At 64.3% G+C, this 24,304-nt stretch carries 26 protein-coding genes; 9 read left to right on the top strand and 17 right to left on the bottom strand.

Going from position 1 to position 24,304, the window contains the following annotated elements; genetic code table 11:
• Window positions 1–141: 141 nt before the first annotated feature.
• The 3 genes from QMX82_RS12060 (at window position 142) to QMX82_RS12050 (ending at window position 3,403) form a co-directional block, all read left to right on the top strand.
• Window positions 142–669 (top strand): Hcp family type VI secretion system effector, encoded by a 528-nt coding sequence (locus tag QMX82_RS12060; RefSeq protein WP_282283737.1) that lies wholly within the window; start codon window positions 142–144, stop codon window positions 667–669.
• A gap of 134 nt (window positions 670–803) precedes the next feature.
• Window positions 804–2,972, top strand: a complete 2,169-nt coding sequence (gene uvrD / locus QMX82_RS12055) for a DNA helicase II (RefSeq protein WP_208693345.1) — start codon at window positions 804–806, stop codon at window positions 2,970–2,972.
• Window positions 2,973–2,974: 2 nt separating this feature from the next.
• Window positions 2,975–3,403 (top strand): EamA family transporter, encoded by a 429-nt coding sequence (locus tag QMX82_RS12050; protein WP_208693344.1) that lies wholly within the window; start codon window positions 2,975–2,977, stop codon window positions 3,401–3,403.
• A gap of 180 nt (window positions 3,404–3,583) precedes the next feature.
• On the opposite strand, the gene QMX82_RS12045 is transcribed toward QMX82_RS12050, so the two are convergent.
• Window positions 3,584–5,344 carry a cation:proton antiporter gene (locus QMX82_RS12045; protein WP_208693343.1) on the bottom strand — a complete coding sequence of 587 codons (1,761 nt, stop codon included), beginning with the start codon at window positions 5,342–5,344 and terminating at the stop codon, window positions 3,584–3,586.
• A 271-nt stretch (window positions 5,345–5,615) separates the two neighbouring features.
• Here QMX82_RS12045 and QMX82_RS12040 point away from each other — a divergent pair, with 271 nt between their 5' ends.
• From QMX82_RS12040 to QMX82_RS12020, 5 genes are all read left to right on the top strand, one after another.
• Window positions 5,616–6,473: a Tim44 domain-containing protein gene (locus tag QMX82_RS12040; protein ID WP_282283730.1), complete on the top strand. Its 858-nt coding sequence runs from the start codon at window positions 5,616–5,618 to the stop codon at window positions 6,471–6,473.
• A gap of 180 nt (window positions 6,474–6,653) precedes the next feature.
• Window positions 6,654–7,055, top strand: a complete 402-nt coding sequence (locus QMX82_RS12035; RefSeq protein WP_133860206.1) for an SMI1/KNR4 family protein — start codon at window positions 6,654–6,656, stop codon at window positions 7,053–7,055.
• Between the two features lie 68 nt (window positions 7,056–7,123).
• Window positions 7,124–7,882, top strand: coding sequence for an SDR family NAD(P)-dependent oxidoreductase (locus QMX82_RS12030; RefSeq protein ID WP_282283727.1), 759 nt, complete (start codon window positions 7,124–7,126; stop codon window positions 7,880–7,882).
• Between the two features lie 59 nt (window positions 7,883–7,941).
• On the top strand, window positions 7,942–8,424 hold the full coding sequence (locus QMX82_RS12025) for an acyl-CoA thioesterase (protein ID WP_133860207.1): 483 nt from the start codon (window positions 7,942–7,944) through the stop codon (window positions 8,422–8,424).
• Window positions 8,425–8,438: 14 nt separating this feature from the next.
• Window positions 8,439–8,606, top strand: coding sequence for a hypothetical protein (locus QMX82_RS12020; protein WP_208695064.1), 168 nt, complete (start codon window positions 8,439–8,441; stop codon window positions 8,604–8,606).
• Between the two features lie 55 nt (window positions 8,607–8,661).
• Here the strand turns inward: QMX82_RS12020 and QMX82_RS12015 are convergent, their stop codons facing one another.
• Window positions 8,662–9,618, bottom strand: coding sequence for an energy transducer TonB (locus QMX82_RS12015; protein WP_282283724.1), 957 nt, complete (start codon window positions 9,616–9,618; stop codon window positions 8,662–8,664).
• Window positions 9,619–9,749: 131 nt separating this feature from the next.
• Window positions 9,750–10,706 carry a CobW family GTP-binding protein gene (locus tag QMX82_RS12010; protein WP_282283722.1) on the bottom strand — a complete coding sequence of 319 codons (957 nt, stop codon included), beginning with the start codon at window positions 10,704–10,706 and terminating at the stop codon, window positions 9,750–9,752.
• Window positions 10,707–10,757: 51 nt separating this feature from the next.
• On the opposite strand from QMX82_RS12010, the gene QMX82_RS12005 reads away from it, so the two are divergent.
• Window positions 10,758–11,108, top strand: a complete 351-nt coding sequence (locus QMX82_RS12005) for an NADH:ubiquinone oxidoreductase (RefSeq protein WP_158890705.1) — start codon at window positions 10,758–10,760, stop codon at window positions 11,106–11,108.
• 18 nt (window positions 11,109–11,126) lie between these two features.
• Here the strand turns inward: QMX82_RS12005 and glmS are convergent, their stop codons facing one another.
• From glmS to QMX82_RS11935, 14 genes are all read right to left on the bottom strand, one after another.
• Entirely contained in the window at window positions 11,127–12,962 is a 1,836-nt protein-coding gene (gene glmS / locus QMX82_RS12000) for a glutamine--fructose-6-phosphate transaminase (isomerizing) (RefSeq protein ID WP_282283720.1), read from the bottom strand.
• A gap of 66 nt (window positions 12,963–13,028) precedes the next feature.
• A complete protein-coding gene (locus QMX82_RS11995; RefSeq protein ID WP_208693337.1) occupies window positions 13,029–13,799 on the bottom strand; it encodes a DeoR/GlpR family DNA-binding transcription regulator in 771 nt (256 codons plus the stop codon).
• A gap of 54 nt (window positions 13,800–13,853) precedes the next feature.
• Complete coding sequence (glmU, locus tag QMX82_RS11990; RefSeq protein WP_282283716.1) at window positions 13,854–15,221, bottom strand: bifunctional UDP-N-acetylglucosamine diphosphorylase/glucosamine-1-phosphate N-acetyltransferase GlmU; 1,368 nt, start codon at window positions 15,219–15,221, stop codon at window positions 13,854–13,856.
• A gap of 154 nt (window positions 15,222–15,375) precedes the next feature.
• Window positions 15,376–15,801, bottom strand: coding sequence for a F0F1 ATP synthase subunit epsilon (locus QMX82_RS11985; protein WP_133860214.1), 426 nt, complete (start codon window positions 15,799–15,801; stop codon window positions 15,376–15,378).
• A gap of 38 nt (window positions 15,802–15,839) precedes the next feature.
• Window positions 15,840–17,216 (bottom strand): F0F1 ATP synthase subunit beta, encoded by a 1,377-nt coding sequence (atpD, locus tag QMX82_RS11980; protein WP_208693335.1) that lies wholly within the window; start codon window positions 17,214–17,216, stop codon window positions 15,840–15,842.
• Window positions 17,217–17,246: 30 nt separating this feature from the next.
• Entirely contained in the window at window positions 17,247–18,110 is an 864-nt protein-coding gene (gene atpG, locus QMX82_RS11975; RefSeq protein WP_208693334.1) for a F0F1 ATP synthase subunit gamma, read from the bottom strand.
• 48 nt (window positions 18,111–18,158) lie between these two features.
• Window positions 18,159–19,703: a F0F1 ATP synthase subunit alpha gene (gene atpA / locus QMX82_RS11970; protein WP_017641467.1), complete on the bottom strand. Its 1,545-nt coding sequence runs from the start codon at window positions 19,701–19,703 to the stop codon at window positions 18,159–18,161.
• A gap of 18 nt (window positions 19,704–19,721) precedes the next feature.
• The gene (locus QMX82_RS11965; protein WP_007160121.1) at window positions 19,722–20,258 is read right to left on the bottom strand and encodes a F0F1 ATP synthase subunit delta; all 537 of its coding nucleotides are present in this window, start codon (window positions 20,256–20,258) and stop codon (window positions 19,722–19,724) included.
• 12 nt (window positions 20,259–20,270) lie between these two features.
• Window positions 20,271–20,741 carry a F0F1 ATP synthase subunit B gene (locus tag QMX82_RS11960; RefSeq protein WP_208693332.1) on the bottom strand — a complete coding sequence of 157 codons (471 nt, stop codon included), beginning with the start codon at window positions 20,739–20,741 and terminating at the stop codon, window positions 20,271–20,273.
• A 55-nt stretch (window positions 20,742–20,796) separates the two neighbouring features.
• Window positions 20,797–21,054, bottom strand: a complete 258-nt coding sequence (gene atpE, locus QMX82_RS11955) for a F0F1 ATP synthase subunit C (RefSeq protein WP_003097235.1) — start codon at window positions 21,052–21,054, stop codon at window positions 20,797–20,799.
• Window positions 21,055–21,193: 139 nt separating this feature from the next.
• On the bottom strand, window positions 21,194–22,057 hold the full coding sequence (gene atpB / locus QMX82_RS11950; protein WP_133860216.1) for a F0F1 ATP synthase subunit A: 864 nt from the start codon (window positions 22,055–22,057) through the stop codon (window positions 21,194–21,196).
• A gap of 16 nt (window positions 22,058–22,073) precedes the next feature.
• Window positions 22,074–22,478, bottom strand: coding sequence for a F0F1 ATP synthase subunit I (locus QMX82_RS11945; RefSeq protein ID WP_133860217.1), 405 nt, complete (start codon window positions 22,476–22,478; stop codon window positions 22,074–22,076).
• A gap of 146 nt (window positions 22,479–22,624) precedes the next feature.
• Window positions 22,625–23,497, bottom strand: coding sequence for a ParB/RepB/Spo0J family partition protein (locus QMX82_RS11940; protein ID WP_158891415.1), 873 nt, complete (start codon window positions 23,495–23,497; stop codon window positions 22,625–22,627).
• Between the two features lie 9 nt (window positions 23,498–23,506).
• Window positions 23,507–24,301, bottom strand: a complete 795-nt coding sequence (locus QMX82_RS11935) for a ParA family protein (RefSeq protein ID WP_183632188.1) — start codon at window positions 24,299–24,301, stop codon at window positions 23,507–23,509.
• Window positions 24,302–24,304 lie beyond the last annotated feature (3 nt).

Genomic DNA, 24,304 nt, shown 5'->3' with positions numbered 1-24,304 from the left:
AGTGGCGCACAGTAGTCCGGCCCGCGTCTTGTAGTCCTTTTACAAGTCACTGATCAGAAAGGATTTTTTTGTTCTGGCACGGCCCTTGTTAAACCCTGGTACCCGGGCCATGAAGCCCTATCACCAGGCAAGGAGAGCACCATGCCAACCCCCGCGTATCTGTCCCTCGAAGGCACCAAGCAAGGCCTGATCACCGCCGGCACCTTTACCGAAGACTCGGTCGGCAACATCTTCCAGGAAGGCCATGAAGACCAGATCCTGGTCCAGGCCTTCAATCACCAGGTGATCATTCCCCGCGATCCCCAGTCGGGTCAGCCCACCGGCCAGCGCGTGCACAAGCCGCTGATGATCACCAAGGTCTTCGACAAGGCCTCGCCGCTGATCTTCAACGCCCTCACCTCCGGCGAACGCCTCGGCAAGTGCCGCCTGGAGTGGTACCGCACCTCGGCCACCGGCACCCAGGAACACTACTTCACCATCGAACTGGAGGACGCCATCATCGTCGACGTCCAGTCACGCATGCCCAACTGCCAGGACCCGAGCATGGCGCACTTCACCCACCTGGAAGACGTCTACTTCACCTACCGCAAGATCGTCTGGACCCACGAGGTCTCCGGCACCTCCGGCACCTCCGGTTCCGACGACTGGCGCTCGCCGATCGCCGCCTGACGCGCCGCTCCCACGCCTTCCCCCGAACCCCCGGCTAGCCCTGCTGGCCGGGGGTTCGGCTGCCCCGCGCCACCCGCCTCGCCTCCTATCCGTCCGGTTTGGCGCTCCTTCTACCGCATCGGTAGAATGCGGCGATGAATGACGACATCTCCCTGCTGCTCAATTCCCTCAACGATGCCCAGCGTCAGGCCGTGGCCGCGCCCCTGGGTCGCCAACTGGTCCTGGCCGGTGCCGGCTCGGGCAAGACCCGCGTGCTGGTGCACCGCATCGCCTGGCTGATCCAGGTCGAGCGCGCCTCGCCGCACTCCCTCCTCTCGGTGACCTTCACCAACAAGGCCGCCGCCGAGATGCGCCACCGCATCGAGCAATTGCTCGGCATGAGTCCCCAGGGCATGTGGGTCGGTACCTTCCACGGCCTGGCCCATCGCCTGTTGCGGGCCCACTGGCAGGAAGCGGGGCTGTCGCAGAATTTCCAGATTCTCGACAGCGACGACCAGCAGCGCATCGTCAAGCGGGTGATCCGCGAGCTGGGCCTCGACGAGCAGCGCTGGCCGGCGCGCCAGGCGCAGTGGTTCATCAACGGCCAGAAGGACGAGGGCCTGCGGCCGCAGCACATCCAGGCCGCCGGTGACCTCTTCCTCAGCACCATGCGCAGCATCTACGAAGCCTACGAGGCCGCCTGCGCCCGCGCCGGAGTGATCGACTTTTCCGAGCTGCTGCTGCGCGCCCTGGATCTCTGGCGCAACAATCCCAGCCTGCTGGAACACTACCAGCGGCGCTTCCAGCACCTGCTGGTCGACGAATTCCAGGACACCAACGCCGTCCAGTACGCCTGGCTCAAGCACCTCGCCCAGAACGGCGCCAGCCTCATGGTGGTGGGCGACGACGACCAGTCCATCTATGGCTGGCGCGGTGCCAAGATCGAGAACATCCAGCAGTTCAACGAGGACTTCTCGGCCGAGATCATCCGCCTGGAGCAGAACTATCGCTCCACCGACACCATCCTCAAGGCCGCCAACGGCCTGATCGCCCACAACTTCGGCCGCCTCGGCAAGGAGCTGTGGACCGACACCGGCGAAGGCGAGGCCATCACCCTCTATGCCGGCTTCAACGAGCACGACGAAGCCCGCTACATCGTCGAAACCATCGAGAGCGAGTTCAAGAAGGGCAGCCGGCGCAGCGAGATGGCCATCCTCTACCGCTCCAACGCCCAGTCGCGGGTGCTGGAAGAGGCGCTGCTGCGCGAGAAGATCCCCTATCGCATCTATGGCGGTCTGAGATTCTTCGAGCGCGCCGAGATCAAGAACGCCATGGCCTACCTGCGGCTGATCCAGCATCGCCATGACGACGCCGCCCTGGAGCGGGTGATCAACGTGCCGCCGCGGGGCATCGGCGAGAAGACCGTGGAGGCGCTGCGCAGCGCCGCGCGGGCGCAGAACACCTCGCTGTGGCAGGCGCTGCACGACCTGGTCGGCGCCCGCGCGGTATCGGGTCGCGCCGCCTCGGCGCTCAACGTCTTCGTCGAGCTGGTCGATACCCTGGCACTCAAGGCCGAGGACCTGTCATTGCACAATCTCGTGCAGCAGATCATCGAGCAGACCGGCCTGGTCACCTTCCACAAGGAAGAAAAGGGCGAGAAAGGCCAGGCACGGGTGGAAAACCTGGAAGAACTGGTCAGCGCCGCGCGCTCCTTCGACTTCAGCGGCGACGAGGAGATGACGCCCCTGGCGGCCTTCCTCGACCACGCCGCCCTGGAATCCGGGGACACCCAGGCCGACAGCCACGAAGACAGCGTCCAGCTGATGACCCTGCACAGCGCCAAGGGCCTGGAATTCCCCCTGGTGTTTCTCGCCGGCATGGAAGAAGGGCTGTTTCCGCACAAGATGAGCCTGGAGGAACCCGGCCGGCTGGAAGAGGAACGTCGCCTGGCCTACGTGGGTATCACCCGGGCCATGCGCCGCCTGGTGATGAGCTATGCGGAGACCCGCCGTCTCTATGGCAGCGAGACCTACAACAAGGTGTCGCGCTTCGTGCGCGAGGTACCGGACGGCCTGATCCAGGAGGTGCGCCTGTCCAATGCGGTCAAGCAGCCCTTCGCCGGCAGTCGTCCCAACCTCTTCGCCCAGGCGCCAGTGCCGGAGACCACCTTCAGTCTCGGCCAGGCGGTGCGTCATGCGCTGTTCGGCGAAGGCGTCATCCTCAACTACGAGGGCTCCGGCGCCCATGCCCGGGTGCAGGTGAACTTCAAGTCCGAAGGCAGCAAGTGGCTGATGGTGAGCTACGCCAAGCTCGAACCCCTCTAGCGATGACCACCTCCTGGCTGTTCTGGGCGCTCCTGGCGGCGGCCTTCGCCGCCCTGACCGCCATCTTCGGCAAGCTGGGCGTGGAACACGTCAACGCCGATTTCGCCACCCTCTTGCGCACCCTGGTGGTCGTGGTGGTCCTGGCGGTCATTGTCCTGGCCACCGGACAGGCGCAACCCCTGGCCAGCATCGCCGGGCGCAGCTATCTGTTCCTGGTGCTCTCGGGTGTGGCCACCGGCCTGTCCTGGCTGTGCTACTACCGGGCGCTCAAGCTGGGCCCGGTATCGCTGGTGGCGCCGGTGGACAAGCTGAGCGTGGTGCTGGTGGCGATCTTTGGCGTGGCGCTGCTGGGTGAGCGTCTGGATCTGCGCCAGTGGTGCGGCATCGCCGCCATCGGCGGGGGCGTACTGCTGCTCGCCTGGCGGCCTTGAGGGGGCGCAGGAAAAGGGCCTGACCGCCGGTGGGAGATTGCCGGACGGCAGAAAGCGGCCAAGCCGATTTCCTGCATTGCGCATTCCCTTGCCATCGTCCCGTTCATTCAAACGGGCGACTTAGAGCGATTCTGCCGCGTCGATCCCCAGCCGGCAATGGCAGGATTGCGCAAAAGCGGGCTAATGGTGTCCGCCCTTGTCCTGTTCCAGGGTCTCGATGAAGGCGATCTGCAGTCGCGAATGGACGCGGATGAACCAGCGCCACAGCACCGCGATCACCACCACCGCGACCAGGCCGATCAGCAGCAACAGCTCGCCGCGCGGCAGGATGCTGCTGCTCAGCGCGGCCAGCAGCACCAGAATGCCGGCCAGCGACAGCAGGGGGATCAACTCGCTGACCAGTCGCCGCACCGGCTGCGTATAGCGCCCGGCCTGGTTCTGCCGCACGCTGAGTTCGGCCATCAGCATGGCCAGGGCCTTGAGCTTGCGATAGGCGGCGATCAGGCAGGGCAGCGACAGCAGCAGTGCGCCACCCCAGATGCAGGCCTTCTGCAGATCGGCATCGACGATCCAGGCGCTGAGCCAGCCCGCCAGGCCGCCGGCGAAATAGGCGCCGCCCAGGAAGATGGCGATGACCAGCGACAGGTTGATGCCGACCTGCAGCAGGATGCGTCTCATCATGCCGGCCAGGACCGCCTTCTCGCCCTGGGGCTGAATGCTGCGCAGCCATTCGCCATAGATGCCAAGCACCCGCTGCAGGGGCTGCGGCAGCCAGCGACCGATCCACAGCGCCAGTGGATCGGCGGCCTTGATCAGATAGGGGGTGAGCAGCGTGGTGACCGCCGACACGGCCACCGCCACCGGATAGAGGAAATGGCTGGTGACCCCCAGGGTGATCCCCAGCGTGGCGATGATGAAGGAGAACTCGCCGATCTGCGCCAGGCCCATGCCGACCCGCAGCGACGTCCGGCCGTCGTTGCCGGCGATCAGGCTCCCCAGGCTGCAGGCGAGGATCTTGCCCAGCACCACGGCAATGCTGATCACGGTGATCGGCCAGGCGTACTCCACCAGGACCTTGGGATCGAGCAGCAGGCCGATGGCGACGAAGAAGATGGCGCTGAACATGTCGCGCAACGGCTCCACCAGCGTCTCGATCTTCAGCAGCTGGCGCGACTCGGCCATGATGGCGCCGATCAGGAAGGCCCCCAGCACTACGCTGTATTCCAGCTTGGCCACCAGCAGGCAGAAGCCGAAGCACAGCCCCAGCACCGTGATCAGCAGCATCTCGTTGCTTTCGAATTTGGCCACGTAGGCCAGCAGGCGTGGCACCAGCAGGATGCCGATGACCAGGGCCACGATCATGAACAGACTCAGCTTGCCCAGCGTAGAGGCCACCGCGCCCGGCGCCACCGAGCCGCTCACCGCCAGGCCCGACAACAGGGCGATGATGCCGATGCCAAGGATGTCCTCGACGATCAGCACGCCAAAGATCTGCTGGGCGAAGCGCTCGTGCTTCATCTTCAGCTCGTTGAGCGCCTTGACGATGATGGTGGTCGAGGAGATGGCCAGGATAGCGCCGAGGAACAGCGAATCCATGTGCGACCAGTCGAACATCTGCCCTACCTGGTAACCCAGCCAGAGCATCAGGCTGATCTCCAGGAAGGCGGCGATGAAGGCCGTGGCGCCCACCCGGAACAGCTTGCGCAGCGAGAATTCCAGGCCAAGGCTGAACATCAGGAAGATGACCCCTACCTCGGCGAGGGTCTTGATGCTTTCTTCGTCGTGGATCAGACCGAATGGCGGGGTGTGGGGTCCGATGATGAAGCCGGCGAGGATATAGCCCAGGACCACGGGCTGCTTGAGGCGGTGGAAGAGAATGGTCACCACGCCGGCCACCAGCATGATGACGGCCATGTCCTGGATAAAAGCTATGGCATGCATCGGCCGGGCCCTCCTCTGACGGGCCGGGCACTCTCCCGACACCTGCGCTGACTGGAGTGCAAGACTAGCATCTGCAAACTCTTGTGACGGATCCTGCAAAAATCTGTAATAGATTGATGTGCTTGGAAAATTTCAGCCATCGCAAGCACTTGGCGCACGGCTTCCCGGGAACGCTGACAGGGCAAAATACCGAAACAATTCACGCTGGCTGTACTTGACCGGGCAGCGCAAGATGTATCCAACACCAGACTCTTCACAGAGAGAACACCACATGCAACGCCTGATGAGCATCTTCATGATCCTGTGCCTGGGCCTCACGCTCAGCCTGGATGCCAATGCCAAACGCATGGGCGCCGGCAAGTCCGCTGGCGCCGCGCCCATCCACCAGACCCGCCAGGCCGCGCCGACCCAGCAGCCGGGCATGGCCGCTCCCGCCGCCGGTGCTGGCGCCGCCGCCGCTGCCCGTCCCAGTGGCGCCTCGCGCTGGCTCGGCCCGCTGGCCGGTATCGCCGCCGGTGGTCTGCTGGCCTCCATGTTCATGGGTGACGGTTTCGAAGGCTTCCAGTTCTTCGACTTCCTGATCCTGGCCCTCATCGCCTTCGTGATCTTCCGCCTGATCGCCCGGCGCAAGCAGCAGGCCGGTCCGCAGCCCGCCGTGGCCGGTCATGCACCCATGCAGCGCGAGATGCCCAACCAGCCCGGCAACGGCGGTCTGTTCGGGGGTGCCGCTGCCGGCGCCGCGCCGGTGATCAACGCACCGAGCTGGTTCAATGCCGAGCGCTTCGTGGCAGCCGGTCGTGATCACTTCATGAGCCTGCAGCAGCACTGGGACGCCAACGAGATGGACAAGATCTCCGAGTTCGTCACCCCGCAGATGCTGCAGTGGCTGCGTGACGAGCGCGCTGCGCTGGGCGAAGGCTTCCAGTCGACTTACATCGAGAACCTGAACGCTACCCTGGACGGTGTCGAGGACCTGCAGGGCAAGACCATCGCCACCATCACCTTCAACGGTGTCTCCAAGGAATCGCGCTTCGATCAGGGCCAGCCGTTCAGCGAAAGCTGGCGCATGGAGCGCATGGCCGGCGAGAACCAGCCCTGGCTGCTGGCCGGTATCCGCCAGAACGCCTGATAAGGGCGCTTCACCGAAAAGCCCGGCTCTACGCCGGGCTTTTTCATGGGCGCCGCCTGCCGAACATCTCTCGAAACCGCTATCAAGTCCGCACGGAAGCTGCCGTTATCCCGGACTGAACTGCTAACCTTGCGCGCCTCTTTTCCCTTTATCCGGTGCGCATTTCGAGAGAGGCCTGCTATGGAAGACGTCATCGAACGCCTGCGTGAAGAAAACGAACCCGTTCCCGTACCCCTGGAGCTGCCCGACGAAGACCTGCTGGTCGAGATCGAGGAAGAACTGCTCATCAGTCTGCCGCCGGAATTCCGTGAATTCCTGCTGACCGTCAGCGACGTGGTCTATGGTCGTATCGAGCCGGTGACCGTCACCGATCCGCAGTCCCATACCTATCTGCCGGAAGTGGCCGCCACTGCCTGGGACGAAGGCCTGCCGCGTGAGTACATTCCCCTCTGCGCCAGCGATGACGGCTACTACTGCGTCAGCCAGGAAGGCGAGGTACTGTTATGGGAAGACGGCGACCTGACCGACGAATCCTGGGATTCGGTGTGGATCTGGGCCCGCGACGTCTGGCTGGAAGGCTGACCGGGCCGGTACTGAACGACCCTGCCCAACATGGGTCTGGATAAGGCCATCACTCCGGAGGAAGCGTCATGAGCACTCCCGTCGTCCTGATCACTGGCGCCGCGGGCGGCCTCGGCCGCGCCCTGGCGCAACGCTTCGCCCAGAGTCGCTGGCGCGTCGCCGCCGCCGACCGCGATGCCGAGGGCCTGCATGGGCTGAATGGCATCGTCGGCCTGGATTCCAGCGTGACCGCCGATATTTCCAGCGCCGAGGACTGCCGTTCCCTGGTCAGCAAGGTCATGGCCCGCACCGGGCGCCTGGATGCCCTGATCAATGCCGCGGGCATCTGGCGCGAAGGCGAGGTGGAGACCTTTACCGAGGACGACTACGACCTGGTGATGGCGGTCAATCTCAAGGCCACCTTCTTCATGTGCTCGGCGGCCATCCCCTTCCTCAAGGAAAATCGCGGCGTCATCATCAATGTCGCCAGCGGCGCCGGGCGTCAGCCCATCGCCGGTGCGGCGGCCTATGGTGCCGCCAAGGCGGCGGTGCGCTTCTTCAGCCAAAACCTGGCGGTGGAGCTGGCGCGCGATGGGGTGCGGGTCAACGCCGTCTCGCCAGGCGACATCGACACCCCCATGCTGGACTTCCAGGCTGCCCACTATGGCAACGGCGATCCGGCGGGCTATCGTCGCAACCTGCTCAATCGCTATCCGCAGGGCGAAACCGCGCGCTTCATCCAGCCGGAAGAGGTGGCCGAGTTCGTCTATTTCCTCTGCCAGCCCCAGGCGGCAGCCATTTCCGGCGCCGACCTGCCCATCGACTTCGGTCTCTCCGCCGGCCGTTGACGGCTGTGACAGACGGCGCCGCTGCGCCGTCTACAGGATTTCCCCTCGAGGATTCGCCCATGGAAGCCGGCAACCACCAGTTGAGCATGACCATCCTGATGACCCCGGACCTGGCCAACTTTTCTGGCAAGGTCCACGGGGGCGCGCTACTCAAGTATCTCGACGAAGTGGCCTATGCCTGCGCCAGCCGCTATGCCGGGCGCTACGTGGTCACGCTATCGGTGGATCAGGTGATCTTTCGCGAACCTATCCATGTCGGTGAGTTGGTGACCTTTCTGGCCTCGGTGAACTACACCGGAACCACCTCCATGGAGATCGGCATCAAGGTCATCACCGAGAACATTCAGCAACGCTCGGTACGCCATACCAACAGCTGTTTCTTCACCATGGTCGCCGTGGACGAAGACGGCAAATCCTGCCCGGTTCCCCAACTCGAACCGGCGACGACGGACGAGAAGCGGCGCTGTGTGCAGGCCCAGCAGCGTCGGCAGATCCGTCGAGAACTTCAAGAGCGCTATCAGGCACTCAAGGAAACCTTCTGAGTTTTGCCGGCTAGGTGGCCGTCGTTCAATGGCAGCGGCGCCGGGATCTGGCACTCCAGATCCCTGGAGCCCGCCGGTTCCACGACACCCCGCTGATATCCACCCTGGCGATCGGCCTGGTCCAGGCGTTCGCCTTCGGCATCCCGGCCACCCGCCTGCGCCTGCCGCCCATCGCCGGCTAACTGCTCGACGGGGTGGTCGCCGGTCCCTCCACGCCCGGCTTCGTCGCCTGGCGAACTAGCGCCGCTGGATCTTGAAGTTGAAGGTCTTGGTCGCCTTGCGCGGCACGATCTGACCACCGGAAATCCGCGGGGCGAAGCGCCATTCGCCCAGCACCTCGAGCACGGCGCGCTCCAGTTGCTTGTTGGAGGCTTCCAGCACCTGGATATCGGCCAGTCGACCGTCCGCGGTCACGGTGAACATCACCCGCACCTCGCCACCCACGCCGCGACGACGGAGCATTTCCGGATATTCCGGCGGTGTCATCTTGACCGGCCGGATATCGGCGTCGTCGATGCTGCCGGTAGGCAGACCCGCGGTCTTTGGCGGACCGGACGGTGCCGCGGCCGGTGCCGGCTGGCTGGGGGCGGCGGTGGCCGCAGGCGCGGGTGCCGGTGCGGCCTGGGTAACGGGCTGGGGGGCAGGCTCGACCTTTTTCGGCAGTGGCTTCTGCTGGCTGTGCTCGACCGGCTTGGGCTTCGGCTTGGGTTTGGGCTTTTCCACCACTGGCTTGGGCGGCTCCACCGGCTTAGGTGGCTCCACGGGCTTGGGTGGCTCCGGGGGCGGCGGTTCGGGTTGTGGCGGCGGCGGCGCGGGCGGTGCCGGGGTCGGCGCCGGGGGTTCAGGAACCGGTTTGGGCAACTGGATGAAGCTGACCTGCATGGGTTCGTCACCCTTGGCGATCTTCAACTCCGGCGGCGCCTGGACCACCATGAACAGCGCCGCCGCCATGCTGGCATGCATGATCAGCGACAGCGCCGAGGCGGCGCCCCAACCGCGGCCACGCGGTGGCTGCTCGCCCGGCTCGGCCGCACCGACCGGGGTCAGTACCGGTGTCAGGATCTCTTCGTTACGCTCGGGCATGCGGAACGACAGGATGGTGGCCGAAGGCTCGCTTCGCTCGGCATTGACTCCGGCCACCGGCTCCACGTCGCCGGTCAGGGCGGCCCTGACGGGTCCCTGGACGGATTCCACCTCGTCACCGTCGGAACGCGCGGCAATTACAGGAGGTTCAGGCTTGGCAAGCGACGTCGGAGCCATGGGAGCAATACGCAGAGGAAGTAAATTTAATAATCATTATCATTAACTGAACAAATTTGGCAACCTCAAATGTCGCGAATGGTCTCGCGCAGCGCCTTTTCGAGAGCCTCTAGATCCGGCCTTTCCTCCAGAATCAGCTCCAGCCGGTTGTCACGCCGCCATAGCGTTGGTTCCCAGCGAGCTTCTCCGGCGAGACCGTTGTAGGCCTGCCAGCCGTCCGCCAGCTGCAGGACCGCCTTCAGTCTGAGCAGGCCAGGAAGATCACCCAGCAGGGCCAGCAGCGCCGGCCCATCGAAGCTGTGACTGGAATGCCAGCGCCAACCGACGGCCTGGTGTCCCTCCTGGATATGGCTGAAGCGCAGCGGGCGCCCGGGCAGTAGCAGTGCCTGCGGGCTGGCGGTGGCGCCAGGCTCGGGCAGCTCACCGCCAGCCGATGGCTCGGCACTTGCCAGGGGCAGTTCGGCCAGGGGGATCCGCCCGCCTTCGGTCCAGTACAGCGGCGTGTCGCCGAGTTCCGCAGGCAGGAGTGTCCGGTCCAGACCGGCGCTCTTGTTGAGCACGACCAGACCGGCCTGCTCCAGCGCCTGTTGCTGGGCCTCCGGCAGGGGCTGGCCTTGCAGCACCTGCCGGGTATCCACTACCCAGATCAGGGGTTGCAGGCTCAGCACCCCGGCCCAGGGCGAGGCCTGGAGTTGCCGATAGAGGCTGGCGGGATGGCCGAGACCGGAGGGCTCGATGAACAGCCGCTGCGGCCGAGCGCGTCGCAACAGCCGTGTGAGGGCCACCTGCAGGGGTACGCCCTGGACGCAGCACAGGCAACCACCCGGGACCTCGGCGATACTCAGGCCCTCGTCGTCCGGGGTCATCAGCGCCGCATCGAGTCCGACCTGGCCGAATTCATTGACCAGGATCGCCCACCGTTCATGGGCGGGACGCTGGGCGAACAGCTGGCGGATCAGGGTGGTCTTGCCGGCCCCCAGAGGACCGGCGATCACATGGGTCTTGATATCGGCGAGGCGCATGGCGGGAGGTCGAGTGCTAGAGTGGCGATTTGATCGAGGAGATAGGCTGGAATGTGGCGATCGCTGATCCCGCTGCTGCTGTTGCCGTCCCTGGCACTCGCCGATGCCTGCGTGATTCGCAGTCGTCAGGCCAGTGTGGACGTGCAGATCTGCCAGAGCAACATCGATATCCCCGCCCAGCTGTTTCGCGACGGCTTCTGCCAGCCGCAGCTCAAGGGTCAGCAGACCGAGGTGCGCTTCGTCGACCGCTGTCCGGTGGGCGAGATCGGTATCTGCCAGGGTGCACGCAGCCCGGGTGTGCCCTATCGGCAGGACATCCACTATTACGGCGAGCCCGGCGACGGCCGCTTCCTGGCCGTCGCCTGCAGTCAGCAGAATCAGGGTAGCTGGCGCGTACCCTGAGGTTCCACGTGGAACCGCTTATTCCACGGTCACCGACTTGGCCAGGTTGCGCGGCTGATCCACATCGGTGCCCTTGAACACGGCCACGTGATAAGACAGCAACTGCAGCGGGATCGTGTAGAGGATCGGCGACAGGGCGTCGTGGATATGCGGCATGGGCACGATCCGCGTACCTTCGCCTTCCTCGAAAGCGGCGCGTTCGTCGGCAAAGACGATCAGCTGACCACCGCGCGCCCGCACCTCCTGCAGGTTGGACTTGAGCTTCTCCAGCAACTCGTTGTTGGGCGCTACCGTCACTACCGGCATGTCGGCATCCACCAGTGCCAGGGGACCATGCTTGAGTTCCCCGGCCGGATACGCCTCGGCGTGGATGTAGGAAATCTCCTTGAGCTTGAGCGCGCCCTCCATCGCCACGGGGTACTGCTCGCCCCGCCCGAGGAACAGGGTGTGGTGCTTCTCGGCAAAGGACTCCGCGAGCTTCTCGACCGTCTTGTCCATGGCCAGTGCCTCATCCAGGCGCGCCGGCAGCCGGCGCAGCTCGGCCACCAGCTCGGCTTCGACACCGGCATCCAGGCGTTGCTGACAGCGTCCCAGACTCAGGGTCAGCAACAGCAGGGAGACCAGCTGGGTGGTAAAGGCCTTGGTCGAGGCCACGCCGATCTCCGGACCGGCCTGGGTCAGAAAGCTCAGCTGGGATTCGCGCACCAGGGAGCTGGTCGCCACGTTGCAGATCGCCAGGCTGCTCAGATAGCCGGATTGCTTGGCCATGCGCAGCGCGGCCAGGGTATCGGCGGTCTCGCCGGACTGGGAGATGGTAACGAACAGAGTGTCCGGGCTGACGGCGACGCGGCGATAGCGGAATTCGCTGGCCACCTCGACCTGGCAAGGAATGCCCACGTATTCCTCGATCCAGTAGCGCGCCACCGAACCGGCATGGAAGCTGGTGCCACAGGCGACGATCTGTACCTGACGGACCTTGGCGAACAAGGCTGACGCCGAGGGACCAAAGGCCTCGGGCAGCACCTGCCCATCACCCAGGCGCCCTTCCAGGGTGCGCTGGACCACGCTGGGCTGCTCGTGGATCTCCTTGAGCATGAAGTGGCGATAGGCGCCTTTGTCGGCCGCCTCGCTGCCTTCGTGGTACTGCACCATCTCGCGCTGGACCGGCACGCCGGTCACGTCCCAGAGGTGGACCTGATCCAGACGGATCTCGGCCACGTCGCCCTCTTCCAGATAGACGAAACGATCGGTCACCTGACGCAGCGCCAGCTGGTCGGAAGCGAGGTAGTTCTCGCCCAGACCCAGGCCGATCACCAGGGGACTGCCGCTGCGGGTCGCCACCAGGCGATCCGGCTGCTGGCGCCAGACCGCCGCCAGGCCATAGGCGCCGTGCAGCTCCTTGACCGCTGCCTTGAGCGCCGTGGTCAGGTCGCCGCTGTCCTGCAGCTTGAGGTGCAACAGATGGACAATGACCTCGGTGTCGGTCTGGGAAGTGAAGACATAGCCCTGAGCCTTGAGCTGGACGCGCAGGGCTTCGTGGTTTTCGATGATGCCGTTGTGCACCACGGCCACGTCACCCTGGGAGAAATGCGGGTGGGCATTGGCTTCGGTGGGTGCACCATGGGTCGCCCAGCGGGTGTGGGCGATGCCCAGGCGACCGGCCAGGGGATCGGCCAGCAGCGCCGCTTCCAGCTCGCTGACCTTGCCGATACGGCGCAGGCGCTGCAACTCGCCCTGGCCATCCAGCAGGGCCAAGCCGGCGCTGTCGTAGCCACGGTACTCCAGGCGCTTAAGACCCTCGACCAGAATGGCGGTGATGTTACGCTCGGCAATGGCGCCGACGATTCCACACATGCTTACCTCCCGTTGCCGTCTTATCCACAGCGACCCGGCAGGGCCGCCTGTGGATGACCTGATTGTCTAGTTTTCCACAGGGGCGCAAACCACCTGCACCCCCCGGGTTTCGATCGCCCGGGCTGCCTCGGCGGGCAGGCGCTCATCGGTGATGAGCACGTCCACCCTTTCCCAAGGTAGTTCCAGATTGGGAATTCGCCTGCCCAGCTTGCTCGCTTCGGCCATGACCACCACTTCCCGCGCCACCTCGGCCATCACTCGCGACAGCGACAGATGCTCGTTGAAGGTGGTGGTACCGCGCTCCGGATCGAGGCCGTCGGCGCCGATGAATAGCTGGTCGAAGTCGTAGGATCTGAGCACCTGCTCGGCGACCTGGCCCTGGAAGGATTCCGAATGCGGATCCCAGGTGCCGCCGGTCATCAGCAGCATGGGTTCCTGCTCCAGCTCGCGTAGCGCCGTGGCCACCTGCAGGGAATTGGTCATGACCACCAGCCCGGGCCGGCGATCGAGCTGGGGAATCAGCGCCGCCGTGGTGCTGCCGCAATCGATGATGATCCGTGCATGTTCGCGCAGGCGCTGGGCCGCGGCCCGGGCGATGGCCTGCTTGAAGGGCGACGCCTGGGGCGGTGCCTCGACCAGCAGTTCCTGGGGCATGGCCACCGCGCCGCCGTAGCGACGCAGGAGCAGGCCATTGCGCTCGAGGGCGGCCAGGTCCTTACGGATGGTGACCTCGGAGGTCTCCAGCTGACGGGCCAGCCCGTCCACGCTGACCTCGCCCTGCTCCTGGAGCTGGGCAAGGATGGCATGCCGGCGCTGCGCGGTATTGCGACGAGTCATAAATTTCGATTCGAAAGATAATGGATCGAATCAAAACCTAATAGCGAGCGGCCGTCAAGTCTTGGGAGTCTTCTTCGGTCGCTGCCAGCCAGTCTTGTTGACCTGCCGGGCCCGCCCCAGCGCCAGGGTATCAGCGGGAACATCTGCCGTGATGACCGAGCCAGCCGCCGTGGTCGCGCCCGCGCCGAGGCTGACCGGAGCGACCAGCGAACTGTTGGAACCCACAAAGACATCCGCGCCGATTTCGGTTCGAAACTTATTGGCGCCGTCGTAGTTGCAGGTGATGGTGCCCGCCCCTATGTTGCTGTCCGGACCAATGCTGGCATCACCCAGGTAGCTCAGGTGCCCGGCCTTGGCGCCGGCCTGCAGATGGGCGTTCTTCAGTTCGACGAAGTTACCCACATGGGCCTTGCTGCCTAGTTCGCTGCCGGGTCGCAGGCGAGCGAAGGGACCGACGTCGGCGCCCTCCCCTACCACGGCGCCGTCCAGATGACTGTTGGCCTTGATGATGGCGCCGCGCTTGAGCACGCTGTCCTTGATCACGCAATTCGGACCGATGCTCACGCCGTCCTCCAGCACCACCCGACCTTCGAGAATGACATTGACGTCGATGGAGACGTCGCGGCCGGCCTCGACCTGCCCGCGCTGATCGAAGCGCAGCGGATCCAGCAGGGTCACGCCCTGCAGCATCAGGCGCTCGGCGGCGCGTTGCTGGAAGTGCCGCTCCAGCTGGGCCAGTTGCCGGCGATCGTTGGCGCCCTGTACTTCCATGGCATCCGCCGGCTGGCTGGTGGCGATGGTCAGGCCGTCCGCCACCGCCAGGGCGATGACGTCGGTCAGGTAATACTCGCCCTGGGCATTGCTGTTGGACAGGCGGCCCAGCCAATCCGCCAGTCGCCGACCGGGTACCGCGAGGATGCCGGTATTGCCTTCGCGAATGGCGCGCTGGGCGTCGCTGGCGTCCTTGTGCTCGGCGATGGCAGTTACCTGCCCCTGGTCATTGCGCAGGATCCGGCCATAGCCGGTGGGATCGTCCAGCTCCACGGTCAGCAGCGCCAGGTGACCGTCATCCACCTGCTGCAGCAGGCGCTGCAGGGTCTCGGTCTGGATCAGGGGGACATCGCCATAGAGGATCAGCACCCGCTCCGCCGTCAGCGCCGGCGCCGCCTGGGCCACGGCATGCCCGGTGCCGAGCTGCTCGGCCTGGACAACGAAGCTCACGTCCTCGGCGGCCAGCTGGCTACGGACCTGGTCGGCGCCATGCCCGATGACGACGTGGATGCCGGCCGGCTGCAGTTCACGGGCGCGGTCGAGGACATGCCCCAGCATGCTGCGACCGGCCACGGGATGCAGCACCTTGGGTAGAGCGGATCTCATGCGGGTGCCCTGGCCAGCAGCCAGGATGACGATTTCCAGGGACATCGGAACCTCGGAGACAGAAGGAAGAGAAGGGTCGACGACCGCGGGCAACAGGGCCCCACACGCGTCAACCCTGTGGAATTCTCGCGCCACTTTTCGAGCGACAAAAGAAAAGGGTAGCCGAAGCTACCCTTGTCGTTACAGCCTGACCTTGCGCTTAGCGCTTGGCCTGCCGCTTGAGCTGCTGGATGGTACGCAGCTGGGCGGCGGCTTCGGCGAGCTGAGTGGCGGCAGCGGTGTAGTCGAACTCCGTGCCCTTGTCGCTCAGGGCTGCCTCGGCGCGCTGCTTGGCTTCCAGAGCGGCAGCTTCGTCGATGTCACCGGCGCGGCTGGCGGTATCGGCCAGCACTTCGACGACATTCGGCTGCACTTCCAGGAAACCACCGGAGATGTAGAACACCTCCTCGACGCCCCCGGCCTTGACCAGGCGGATGGGGCCCGGTTTCAGATCGGTGAGCAGCGGCGCATGGCCCGGGGCGATACCCAGATCACCCAGGTGGCCGTGGGCGATGATCATCTCCACCGCGCCGGAGAAGATTTCCCCTTCCGCGCTGACGATGTCGCATTGGACTGTCTTGGCCATAGCGTGCCTCTAAGAGCGCCCGTCGCCGGGCGCGGCAGTTACAGTTTCTTGGCTTTCTCGATGGCTTCGTCGATGCCGCCGACCATGTAGAACGCCTGCTCGGGCAGGTGATCGTAGTCGCCACGCAGGATCCCGGAGAAGCCGGCGATGGTGTCCTTGAGGGACACGTACTTGCCGGGCGAACCGGTGAAGACCTCGGCCACGAAGAACGGCTGGGACAGGAAGCGCTGGATCTTACGAGCACGGGATACCAGCTGCTTGTCGGACTCGGACAGTTCGTCCATGCCCAGGATCGCGATGATGTCCTTCAGCTCCTTGTAGCGCTGCAGCACGTACTGGACGCCGCGAGCGGTGTCGTAGTGCTCCTGGCCGATCACGTTCGGGTCCAGCTGGCGCGAGGTGGAGTCCAGGGGATCGACCGCCGGGTAGATACCCAGGGAAGCGATGTCACGGGACAGAACCACAGTGGCGTCCAGGTGGGCGAAGGTGGTCGCCGGGGACGGGTCGGTCAAGTCATCCGCAGGGACGTAGACGGCCTGTACGGAAGTGATCGAGCCCTTCTTGGTGGAGGTGATGCGCTCCTGCAGGACACCCATCTCCTCGGCCAGGGTCGGCTGGTAGCCCACCGCGGACGGCATACGACCCAGCAGCGCGGACACTTCGGTGCCGGCCAGGGTGTAGCGGTAGATGTTGTCGACGAACAGCAGGACGTCACGGCCTTCGTCACGGAATTTCTCGGCCATGGTCAGACCGGTCAGGGCCACGCGCAGACGGTTGCCTGGCGGCTCGTTCATCTGGCCATAGACCAGGGCGACCTTGTCCAGAACGTTGGAATCCTTCATCTCGTGGTAGAAGTCGTTCCCTTCACGGGTACGCTCGCCCACGCCGGCGAACACGGAATAACCGCTGTGCTCGATGGCGATGTTACGGATGAGTTCCATCATGTTGACGGTCTTGCCCACGCCGGCGCCGCCGAACAGGCCGACCTTACCGCCCTTGGCGAAGGGGCAGACCAGGTCGATGACCTTGATGCCGGTTTCCAGCAGATCGTTACCACCGGCCTGCTCTGCATAGGACGGGGCCTTGCGGTGGATTTCCCAGCGCTCTTCCTCGCCGATGGGGCCGGCTTCGTCGATGGGGTTGCCCAGCACGTCCATGATGCGGCCGAGGGTCTTGACGCCGACCGGGACCTTGATGGCCTCGCCGGTGTTGCCCACGTTCAGGCCACGCTTGAGGCCTTCGGTGCTACCCATGGCGATGGTACGGACCACGCCGTCGCCCAGCTGCTGCTGGACTTCCAGGGTGGTTTCGGCACCCTGCACCTTGAGGGCGTCAAAGACGCGCGGAACCGCGTCGCGCGGGAATTCCACGTCGATCACGGCGCCGATGATTTGTACGATACGTCCGCTACTCATTTCGCGTTCCTCGAATGTTTAAGCTGTCCGTCAGACCGCGGCGGCGCCGCCGACGATTTCCGAAATTTCTTGGGTGATCGCAGCCTGGCGAGCCTTGTTGTAGACCAGCTGCAGCTCCTTGATGAGATCGCCGGCGTTGTCGGTGGCGTTCTTCATCGCGATCATCCGCGCGGCCTGTTCGCTGGCAGCGTTCTCGACCACGGCCTGGTACACCTGGGATTCCACGTAGCGCACCAGCAGACCGTCGAGCAGGGTCTTGGCGTCGGGCTCGTAGAGGTAGTCCCAGTGCTTGCCCTGCAGCTCACCGCCCTCGCTTGGCACCAGGGGCACCAGCTGCTGGATGGTCGGCTTCTGGGTCATGGTGTTGACGAAGACGTTGGACACCACGTAAAGACGGTCGATACGGCCGTTCAGGTAGGCATCCAGCATCACCTTGATGCTGCCGATCAGATCGCCGATCGCCGGGGCTTCGCCGAGGTGGCTGATGGCCGCGACCACGTTGCCGCCGAAGCTGCGGAAGAAGGAGGCACCCTTGGCCCCGATCACCGCCAGATCGATCTCCACACCCTTGCCGCGCTGGTCGCTCATGTCGCGAACCAGAGCCTTGAACAGGTTGGTGTTCAGACCACCGGCCAGACCCCGATCGGAGCTGACCACGATGTAGCCGACGCGCTTGACCTCGCGTTCCACCATGAAGGCATGGCGGTACTCGGGGTTGGCGTTGGCCAGGTGGCCGATCACAGCGCGGATGCGCTCGGCATAAGGCTTGCTGGCAGCCATGCGGGCCTGAGCCTTACGCATCTTGCTGACCGCGACCTTTTCCATGGCGCTGGTGATCTTCTGTGTGCTTTTGATGCTCGCGATCTTGCCGCGAATCTCTTTTGCGCCTGCCATGTGACACCTATCGGGTTGGCAAACAGGGGCTGGCGCCCCCGTCGCGGCTTACCAGGTTTGCGTGGCCTTGAACTTCTCGATTCCCGCCTTGATGCCGGCGTCGATCTCGTCGTTGAAGTCGCCCTTCACGTTGATCTTGGCCATCAGGTCGGCGTGATCGCGGTTGAAGTAGGCGATCAGGGCCTGCTCGAAGCTACCGATCTTGTCCAGGGACACATCGCTCAGGAAACCACGCTCGGCGGCGTACAGGCTCAGGGACATCTCGGCGATGGACATGGGCGCGTACTGCTTCTGCTTCATCAGCTCGGTGACTCGCTGACCATGCTCGAGCTGCTTGCGGGTGGCTTCGTCCAGGTCCGAGGCGAACTGGGCGAAGGCCGCCAGTTCACGGTACTGGGCCAGCGCGGTACGGATACCGCCGGACAGCTTCTTGATGATCTTGGTCTGGGCCGCACCACCCACACGGGATACCGAGACACCGGCGTTGACCGCCGGGCGGATGCCCGAGTTGAACAGGCCGGCTTCCAGGAAGATCTGGCCGTCGGTGATGGAGATCACGTTGGTCGGAACGAAGGCGGACACGTCGCCGGCCTGGGTCTCGATGATCGGCAGCGCGGTCAGCGAGCCGGTCTTGCCGGTCACGGCGCCGTTGGTGAACTTCTCGACGTAGTCGGCGGAGACGCGGGAAGCGCGCTCGAGCAGACGGCTGTGGAGATAGAACACGTCGCCGGGATAGGCTTCACGGCCCGGCGGACGACGCAGCAGCAGGGAGATCTGGCGATAAGCCACGGCCTGCTTGGACAGATCGTCATAGACGATCAGGGCGTCTTCACCGCGGTCGCGGAAGTATTCGCCCATGGTGCAACCCGAGTAGGGCGCGAGGAACTGCAGGGCAGCCGATTCGGACGCACTGGCCGCCACCACGATGGTGTTGTGCAGAGCGCCGTTCTCTTCCAGCTTGCGCACCACGTTGGCGATGGTCGACTGCTTCTGACCAATGGCGACGTAGACGCAGCGGATGCCGCTGTTCTTCTGGTTGATGATGGCATCGATCGCCATGGCGGTCTTGCCGATCTGACGGTCACCGATGATCAGCTCACGCTGACCACGGCCTACCGGGATCATGGCATCGACGGCCTTGTAGCCGGTCTGCACCGGCTGGTCGACCGACTGACGCCAGATCACGCCCGGTGCGACCTTCTCGACGGCATCGGTGGCGCTGGCGTTCAGTGGACCCTTGCCATCGATGGGGTTGCCCAGGGCGTCGACGACGCGGCCCAGCAGTTCCGGACCAACCGGGACTTCCAGGATGCGGCCGGTGCACTTGGCGCTCATGCCTTCGGCCAGACCCAGGTAGCTACCCAGGACCACGGCGCCGACGGAGTCCTGCTCCAGGTTCAGCGCCATGCCGTAGATACCGCCGGGGAATTCGATCATTTCGCCGTACATGACGTCGGCCAGACCGAAGATCCGCACGATACCGTCAGACACGCTGACGATGGTGCCTTCGTTGCGGGCTTGCGAGGTCACGTCGAGCTTGTCGATGCGACCCTTGATGATTTCACTAATTTCGGAAGGATTGAGTTGCTGCATGCTACTGCCCCTTCAAACTCAAGGTTTCAACGCTTCGGCCAGTTGCGCGAGCTTGCCGCGAACGGAGCCATCGATTACCAAGTCGCCGGCGCGGATAACCACACCACCGATCAGGCTCGCATCCTCGGATGCATTTAGTCGCACTTGTCGACCTAGCCTTGCGCTGAGAGCCTTGGCGAGTTTGTCTTGCTGTTCGTCGCTCAGGGCGAAAGCACTGGTGACTTCCGCCTCGATGGATTTTTCCTGCTCGGCCTTGTACGCCTCGTAGATCTCGGCGATGGCCGGGAACAGGTCGATCCGGTTGTTTTCTGCCACGGTCCGAACGAAGTTCTGGGACTGTGCATCCAGCTGATCGCCACATACATCGATGAGCAATCCGGCCTTGGCGTCCGCAGTCAACTGCGGCTGCTGAAGCAGCTGGCGCACGGTCCCATCTTGGGATACCGCGGCGAGCAGCCCTAGCGCGGCCGACCACTGGGTCAGCTGCTGCTGGGACTGTGCGAACTCGAAAGCCGCCTTGGCATAGGGCCGGGCCAGCGTGTTCAGTTCTGCCATTGGTGGCCTCGCTTAGATTTCCGCTGCCAGTCGGTCAACCAACTGGGCATGAGCATTGGCATCAACGGTCGATCCGAGGATCTTCTCGGCACCGGCCACGGCCAGCACGCCGACGCGAGCACGCAAGGCGTCCTTCGCGGTGTTGATTTCCTGCTCGATTTCCGCCTCAGCCTGCGCCTTGATCCGGTCGCCTTCGGCACGGGCCTTGGCCTGTGCGTCCTCGACGATCTGAGCGGCACGCTTGTTGGCTTGCTCGATGATCTCGGCTGCTTGACCCTTGGCTTCGGTCACTTTCTGGTTGGCTTGCTGCTGTGCCACTTCCAGATCACGAGCCGCGCGGTTGGCAGCGTCAAGGCCATCGGCAATCTTCTTCTCACGCTCACGCAGCGCCGAGATGATCGGCGGCCACACGTACTTCATGCAGAAGAGCACGAAGATGAAGAAGGCAACGGACTGGCCTATCAGGGTTGCATTAATGTTCACGCCAACACCTCGCTCGTTCGTTGTCCATCAGTCCTGCCTACACCCGTGAGGGTGATCAGCCGGCGATCTGACCAACGAAGGGGTTAGCGAAGGTGAAGAACAGGGCGATACCAACACCGATCATGGTCACGGCGTCGAGCAGACCGGCGACGATGAACATCTTGACTTGCAGCATCGGAACCATTTCCGGCTGACGAGCGGCGCCTTCGAGGAACTTGCCACCCAGCAGACCGAAGCCAATGGCGGTACCCAGAGCGCCCAGGCCAATCAGCAGAGCAACGGCGATCGCGGTCAAACCAACTACAGTTTCCATCTTTCCTCCCGACTTTTTTAGTCGTCTTGGTTAAGGTTGAAGCGAAAAAGTTTTCCCAAGTTACCCGGCGGACAACGTCCTCCGGGACTCACGGCAGAACCGCCTCCAGACGCCGTCAGCAGCGTCCGGGGGCCATTCCTTAGTGACTTTCTTCGTGCGCCATCGACAGGTAGACGATGGTCAGCATCATGAAGATGAAGGCCTGCAGGGTGATGATGAGGATGTGGAACACCGCCCATGCCCACTGCAGCACGATACCCAGGCCACCCAGTGCCAGACCGTTGGCGAACATGATGGCGATGAGGATGAAGATCAGCTCGCCAGCATACATGTTGCCGAACAGTCGCAGCGCCAGCGAGATCGGCTTGGCGATCAGGGTGACGAATTCGAGCAGGAAGTTGATCGGGACCAGGATGATCTGCAGCAGCATGTTCTTGCTGCTGAAGGGATGCAGGGTCAGCTCGCCGAAGAAGCCGCCCAGACCCTTCATCTTGATGCTGTAGAAGATCAGCAGGGCGAACACCGACAGGGCCATGCCCAGGGTGGCGTTCGGGTCGGTGGTGGGCACCACGCGGAAGTAGGTGTGCTCGCCGAACAGCATGCCGGCCACGGATGGCAGCCAGTCCACCGGCACCAGGTCCATCAGGTTCATCAGGAAGATCCAGACGAAGATGGTCAGGGCCAGCGGCGCGATCAGCGGATTCTTGCCATGGAAGGTGTCACGGACGCTGCCGTCGACGAATTCGACCAGCACCTCGACGAAGTTCTGCAGGCCGCCGGGCTGGCCACTGGTGGCCTTCTTGGCGACGCTGCGGAACAGCACCAGGAAGATCAGGCCGAGGGCGACCGACCAGCCGAGGGTATCCACGTGGAAGGCCCAGAAGCCCATTTCCTTAGCTTCAGCGGGGGTGTGGGCGAAGCTCCAGCCGTTCACCGGGTGCATACCATAGGTCAGGTTCTGCAGGTGGTGCTGGATGTAGCCCGAAGCGGAGTCTGCTGCCATGTGTGCCTCGAATGCCTTAAGGTCTAGTCGGTTTTTTCAGTAGCAGGGGCGCGCCAGCATTGACCATCAGCGTCAACAGGTAGACGCCGAACAGTGCAGGAGCCGAAAGCGGTTTTACCCCAGCAAACGTCAGTGCAAAGAGCACTGCCGTGAGAATCAGTTTGCCCGCTTCGCCCGAGTAGAAAGAACGGACGATGTCTTGGGCGGCATGGGCGCCACGATAGCGGAACGCCTTGAACGAAAAATACAGATTGGGCAGCCAGGCAATCAGCCCGCCCAACAATCCGGAATAACCGGCGACCTTACCGACGAAGCAATACAAGACAACGGCGGCACACGACGCGACAGCCAGTTGGACGAGCAGCAGGCGAAAGGCAGGCTGGTGATGGAAAGGCAGGCGTTTGGGCGTGCGGCGGTCCATCGGCTCGAAGTCCTCTGGTGTCGGCTTAATAGTTGTTTTCACTGGCATGCTTTGTGCCGACAAAAAGCGGGCAAAGTATAGGGGCGCGTCCGGAGTGGTTCAAGCCACCCCGGACAGATTGCCGTCCAGGCTCGCAGGCATTTGTGTCAGCGAATGTGCGCCAGTACGCCTTGAAGTTCGTCCAAAGAGGTGTAACGGATCACCAACTGACCCTTGCCTTTCTCGCCGTGGCGGATCTGCACGTTGGCGCCCAAACGTTCGGCCAGACGCTGCTCCAGCCGGCTGATGTCGGGATCGACCACCGCCGCCTTCTCCTCCGGCTCCGCCCCGCTGAGCCACTGGCGCACCAGGGCTTCGGTCTGGCGCACGGTCAGACCCCGTGCGACAACGTGCCGCGCCCCTTCGGCCTGGCGCGCCTTGGGCAGACCGAGCAGCGCCCGGGCATGGCCCATCTCCAGCTCGCCCCTGGCCAGCATTTCCTTGGCGTCTTCGGCCAGCGCCAGCAGGCGCAGCAGGTTGGTCACGCCCGAGCGCGACTTGCCGACGGCTTCGGCCACCTGGGCCTGGGTCAGCTCGAATTCGTCCTGCAGCCGCTGCAGCGCCATGGCCTCTTCCAGCGGATTGAGATTCTGCCGCTGGATGTTCTCGATCAGCGCCAGGGCGATGGCCACCTGATCGGGCACGTCGCGCACCAGCGCCGGGATCCGCTCCAGACCGGCCTGCTGGCTGGCCCGCCAGCGGCGTTCGCCGGCGATGATCTCGTAACGGCCTTCACCGATGGCACGCACCACGATGGGCTGCATCAGCCCCTGGACGCGGATGGAGTTGGCCAGCTCTTCCAGAGCGGTTGGATCCATGTGCCGGCGCGGCTGGTACTTGCCGCGCTGGATGATGTCCAGCGGCAGCGATTGCAGTTCGCTGACCGGGGTGGCGGCAGCCTGCTCCTGCAGGACCTTGACGCTGGCACCGCCGAGCAGGGCGTCGAGACCGCGGCCCAGACCTCGTTTCTTCACAGCCATGGGGATTCCTTAGGCAGTCTTGGCGACGCGAGCCGCCTTGCGCTGACGTTTGACCAGCTCGCTGGCCAGTTCCAGGTAGGCCGCGGCCCCCTTGGAACTCTTGTCGTAGACCAGGGCGGGCATGCCGTAGCTGGGCGCTTCGGCCAGGCGGACGTTGCGCGGAATGATGGTTTCGTAGAGCTCGTCGCCGAAGTGCTGCTTGAGCTGGGCGGCGACGTCGTTGGCCAGGCCGATGCGCGGATCGAACATGGTGCGCAGCAGGCCTTCGATCTTCAGCTGCGGATTCAGCCGCTGGGCGATGTGCTGGATGCTGCCGACCAGATCGGTCAGGCCTTCCAGGGCGAAGTACTCGCACTGCATGGGAATGATCACGCCATCGGCGGCCACCAGGCCGTTGATGGTCAGCATGGACAGCGACGGCGGACAGTCGATGAGCACGTAGTCGTAGTTGTCCCGCACCGGCGCCAGGGCATCGCGCAGGCGACTCTCGCGACCGGGCAGTTCCAGCAGCTCGACTTCCGCGGCGGTGACGTCGCGATTCGAGGGCAGCAGCTGGTAGCCGCCGTGCTCGGAGAAGTGCATGGCGTCGAGCAGGCCGCAGGCCCCGGTGAGGACGTCCAGCACCGAATGCTCGAGGGCGTGCTTGTCCACCCCGCTGCCCATGGTGGCGTTACCCTGGGGATCGAGATCGATCAGCAGCACCTTGCGCCGGTTGGTGGCGGCCAGAGAAGCGGCGAGATTGATGCACGTCGTGGTCTTGCCCACCCCGCCCTTCTGGTTGGCTATCGCGTAAACCTTGGCCATGTA

This window comes from Pseudomonas sp. PS02302 (assembly GCF_029959585.1).
Taxonomy (GTDB): domain Bacteria; phylum Pseudomonadota; class Gammaproteobacteria; order Pseudomonadales; family Pseudomonadaceae; genus Chryseomonas; species Chryseomonas aestiva.
The sequence above is the reverse complement of the archived record's forward strand: the minus strand, read 5'-3'. Positions and strand labels throughout refer to the sequence as shown.

Coding starts and splice junctions, on each gene's coding strand:
- QMX82_RS12060 (WP_282283737.1), top strand. CDS start 142: ATGCCAACCCCCGCGTATCTGTCCCTCGAAGGCACCAAGCAAGGCCTG.
- uvrD (WP_208693345.1), top strand. CDS start 804: ATGAATGACGACATCTCCCTGCTGCTCAATTCCCTCAACGATGCCCAG.
- QMX82_RS12050 (WP_208693344.1), top strand. CDS start 2,975: ATGACCACCTCCTGGCTGTTCTGGGCGCTCCTGGCGGCGGCCTTCGCC.
- QMX82_RS12045 (WP_208693343.1), bottom strand. CDS start 5,344: ATGCATGCCATAGCTTTTATCCAGGACATGGCCGTCATCATGCTGGTG.
- QMX82_RS12040 (WP_282283730.1), top strand. CDS start 5,616: ATGCAACGCCTGATGAGCATCTTCATGATCCTGTGCCTGGGCCTCACG.
- QMX82_RS12035 (WP_133860206.1), top strand. CDS start 6,654: ATGGAAGACGTCATCGAACGCCTGCGTGAAGAAAACGAACCCGTTCCC.
- QMX82_RS12030 (WP_282283727.1), top strand. CDS start 7,124: ATGAGCACTCCCGTCGTCCTGATCACTGGCGCCGCGGGCGGCCTCGGC.
- QMX82_RS12025 (WP_133860207.1), top strand. CDS start 7,942: ATGGAAGCCGGCAACCACCAGTTGAGCATGACCATCCTGATGACCCCG.
- QMX82_RS12010 (WP_282283722.1), bottom strand. CDS start 10,706: ATGCGCCTCGCCGATATCAAGACCCATGTGATCGCCGGTCCTCTGGGG.
- QMX82_RS12005 (WP_158890705.1), top strand. CDS start 10,758: ATGTGGCGATCGCTGATCCCGCTGCTGCTGTTGCCGTCCCTGGCACTC.
- glmS (WP_282283720.1), bottom strand. CDS start 12,962: ATGTGTGGAATCGTCGGCGCCATTGCCGAGCGTAACATCACCGCCATT.
- QMX82_RS11995 (WP_208693337.1), bottom strand. CDS start 13,799: ATGACTCGTCGCAATACCGCGCAGCGCCGGCATGCCATCCTTGCCCAG.
- glmU (WP_282283716.1), bottom strand. CDS start 15,221: ATGTCCCTGGAAATCGTCATCCTGGCTGCTGGCCAGGGCACCCGCATG.
- QMX82_RS11985 (WP_133860214.1), bottom strand. CDS start 15,801: ATGGCCAAGACAGTCCAATGCGACATCGTCAGCGCGGAAGGGGAAATC.
- atpD (WP_208693335.1), bottom strand. CDS start 17,216: ATGAGTAGCGGACGTATCGTACAAATCATCGGCGCCGTGATCGACGTG.
- atpG (WP_208693334.1), bottom strand. CDS start 18,110: ATGGCAGGCGCAAAAGAGATTCGCGGCAAGATCGCGAGCATCAAAAGC.
- atpA (WP_017641467.1), bottom strand. CDS start 19,703: ATGCAGCAACTCAATCCTTCCGAAATTAGTGAAATCATCAAGGGTCGC.
- QMX82_RS11965 (WP_007160121.1), bottom strand. CDS start 20,258: ATGGCAGAACTGAACACGCTGGCCCGGCCCTATGCCAAGGCGGCTTTC.
- atpE (WP_003097235.1), bottom strand. CDS start 21,054: ATGGAAACTGTAGTTGGTTTGACCGCGATCGCCGTTGCTCTGCTGATT.
- atpB (WP_133860216.1), bottom strand. CDS start 22,057: ATGGCAGCAGACTCCGCTTCGGGCTACATCCAGCACCACCTGCAGAAC.
- QMX82_RS11945 (WP_133860217.1), bottom strand. CDS start 22,478: ATGGACCGCCGCACGCCCAAACGCCTGCCTTTCCATCACCAGCCTGCC.
- QMX82_RS11940 (WP_158891415.1), bottom strand. CDS start 23,497: ATGGCTGTGAAGAAACGAGGTCTGGGCCGCGGTCTCGACGCCCTGCTC.
- QMX82_RS11935 (WP_183632188.1), bottom strand. CDS start 24,301: ATGGCCAAGGTTTACGCGATAGCCAACCAGAAGGGCGGGGTGGGCAAG.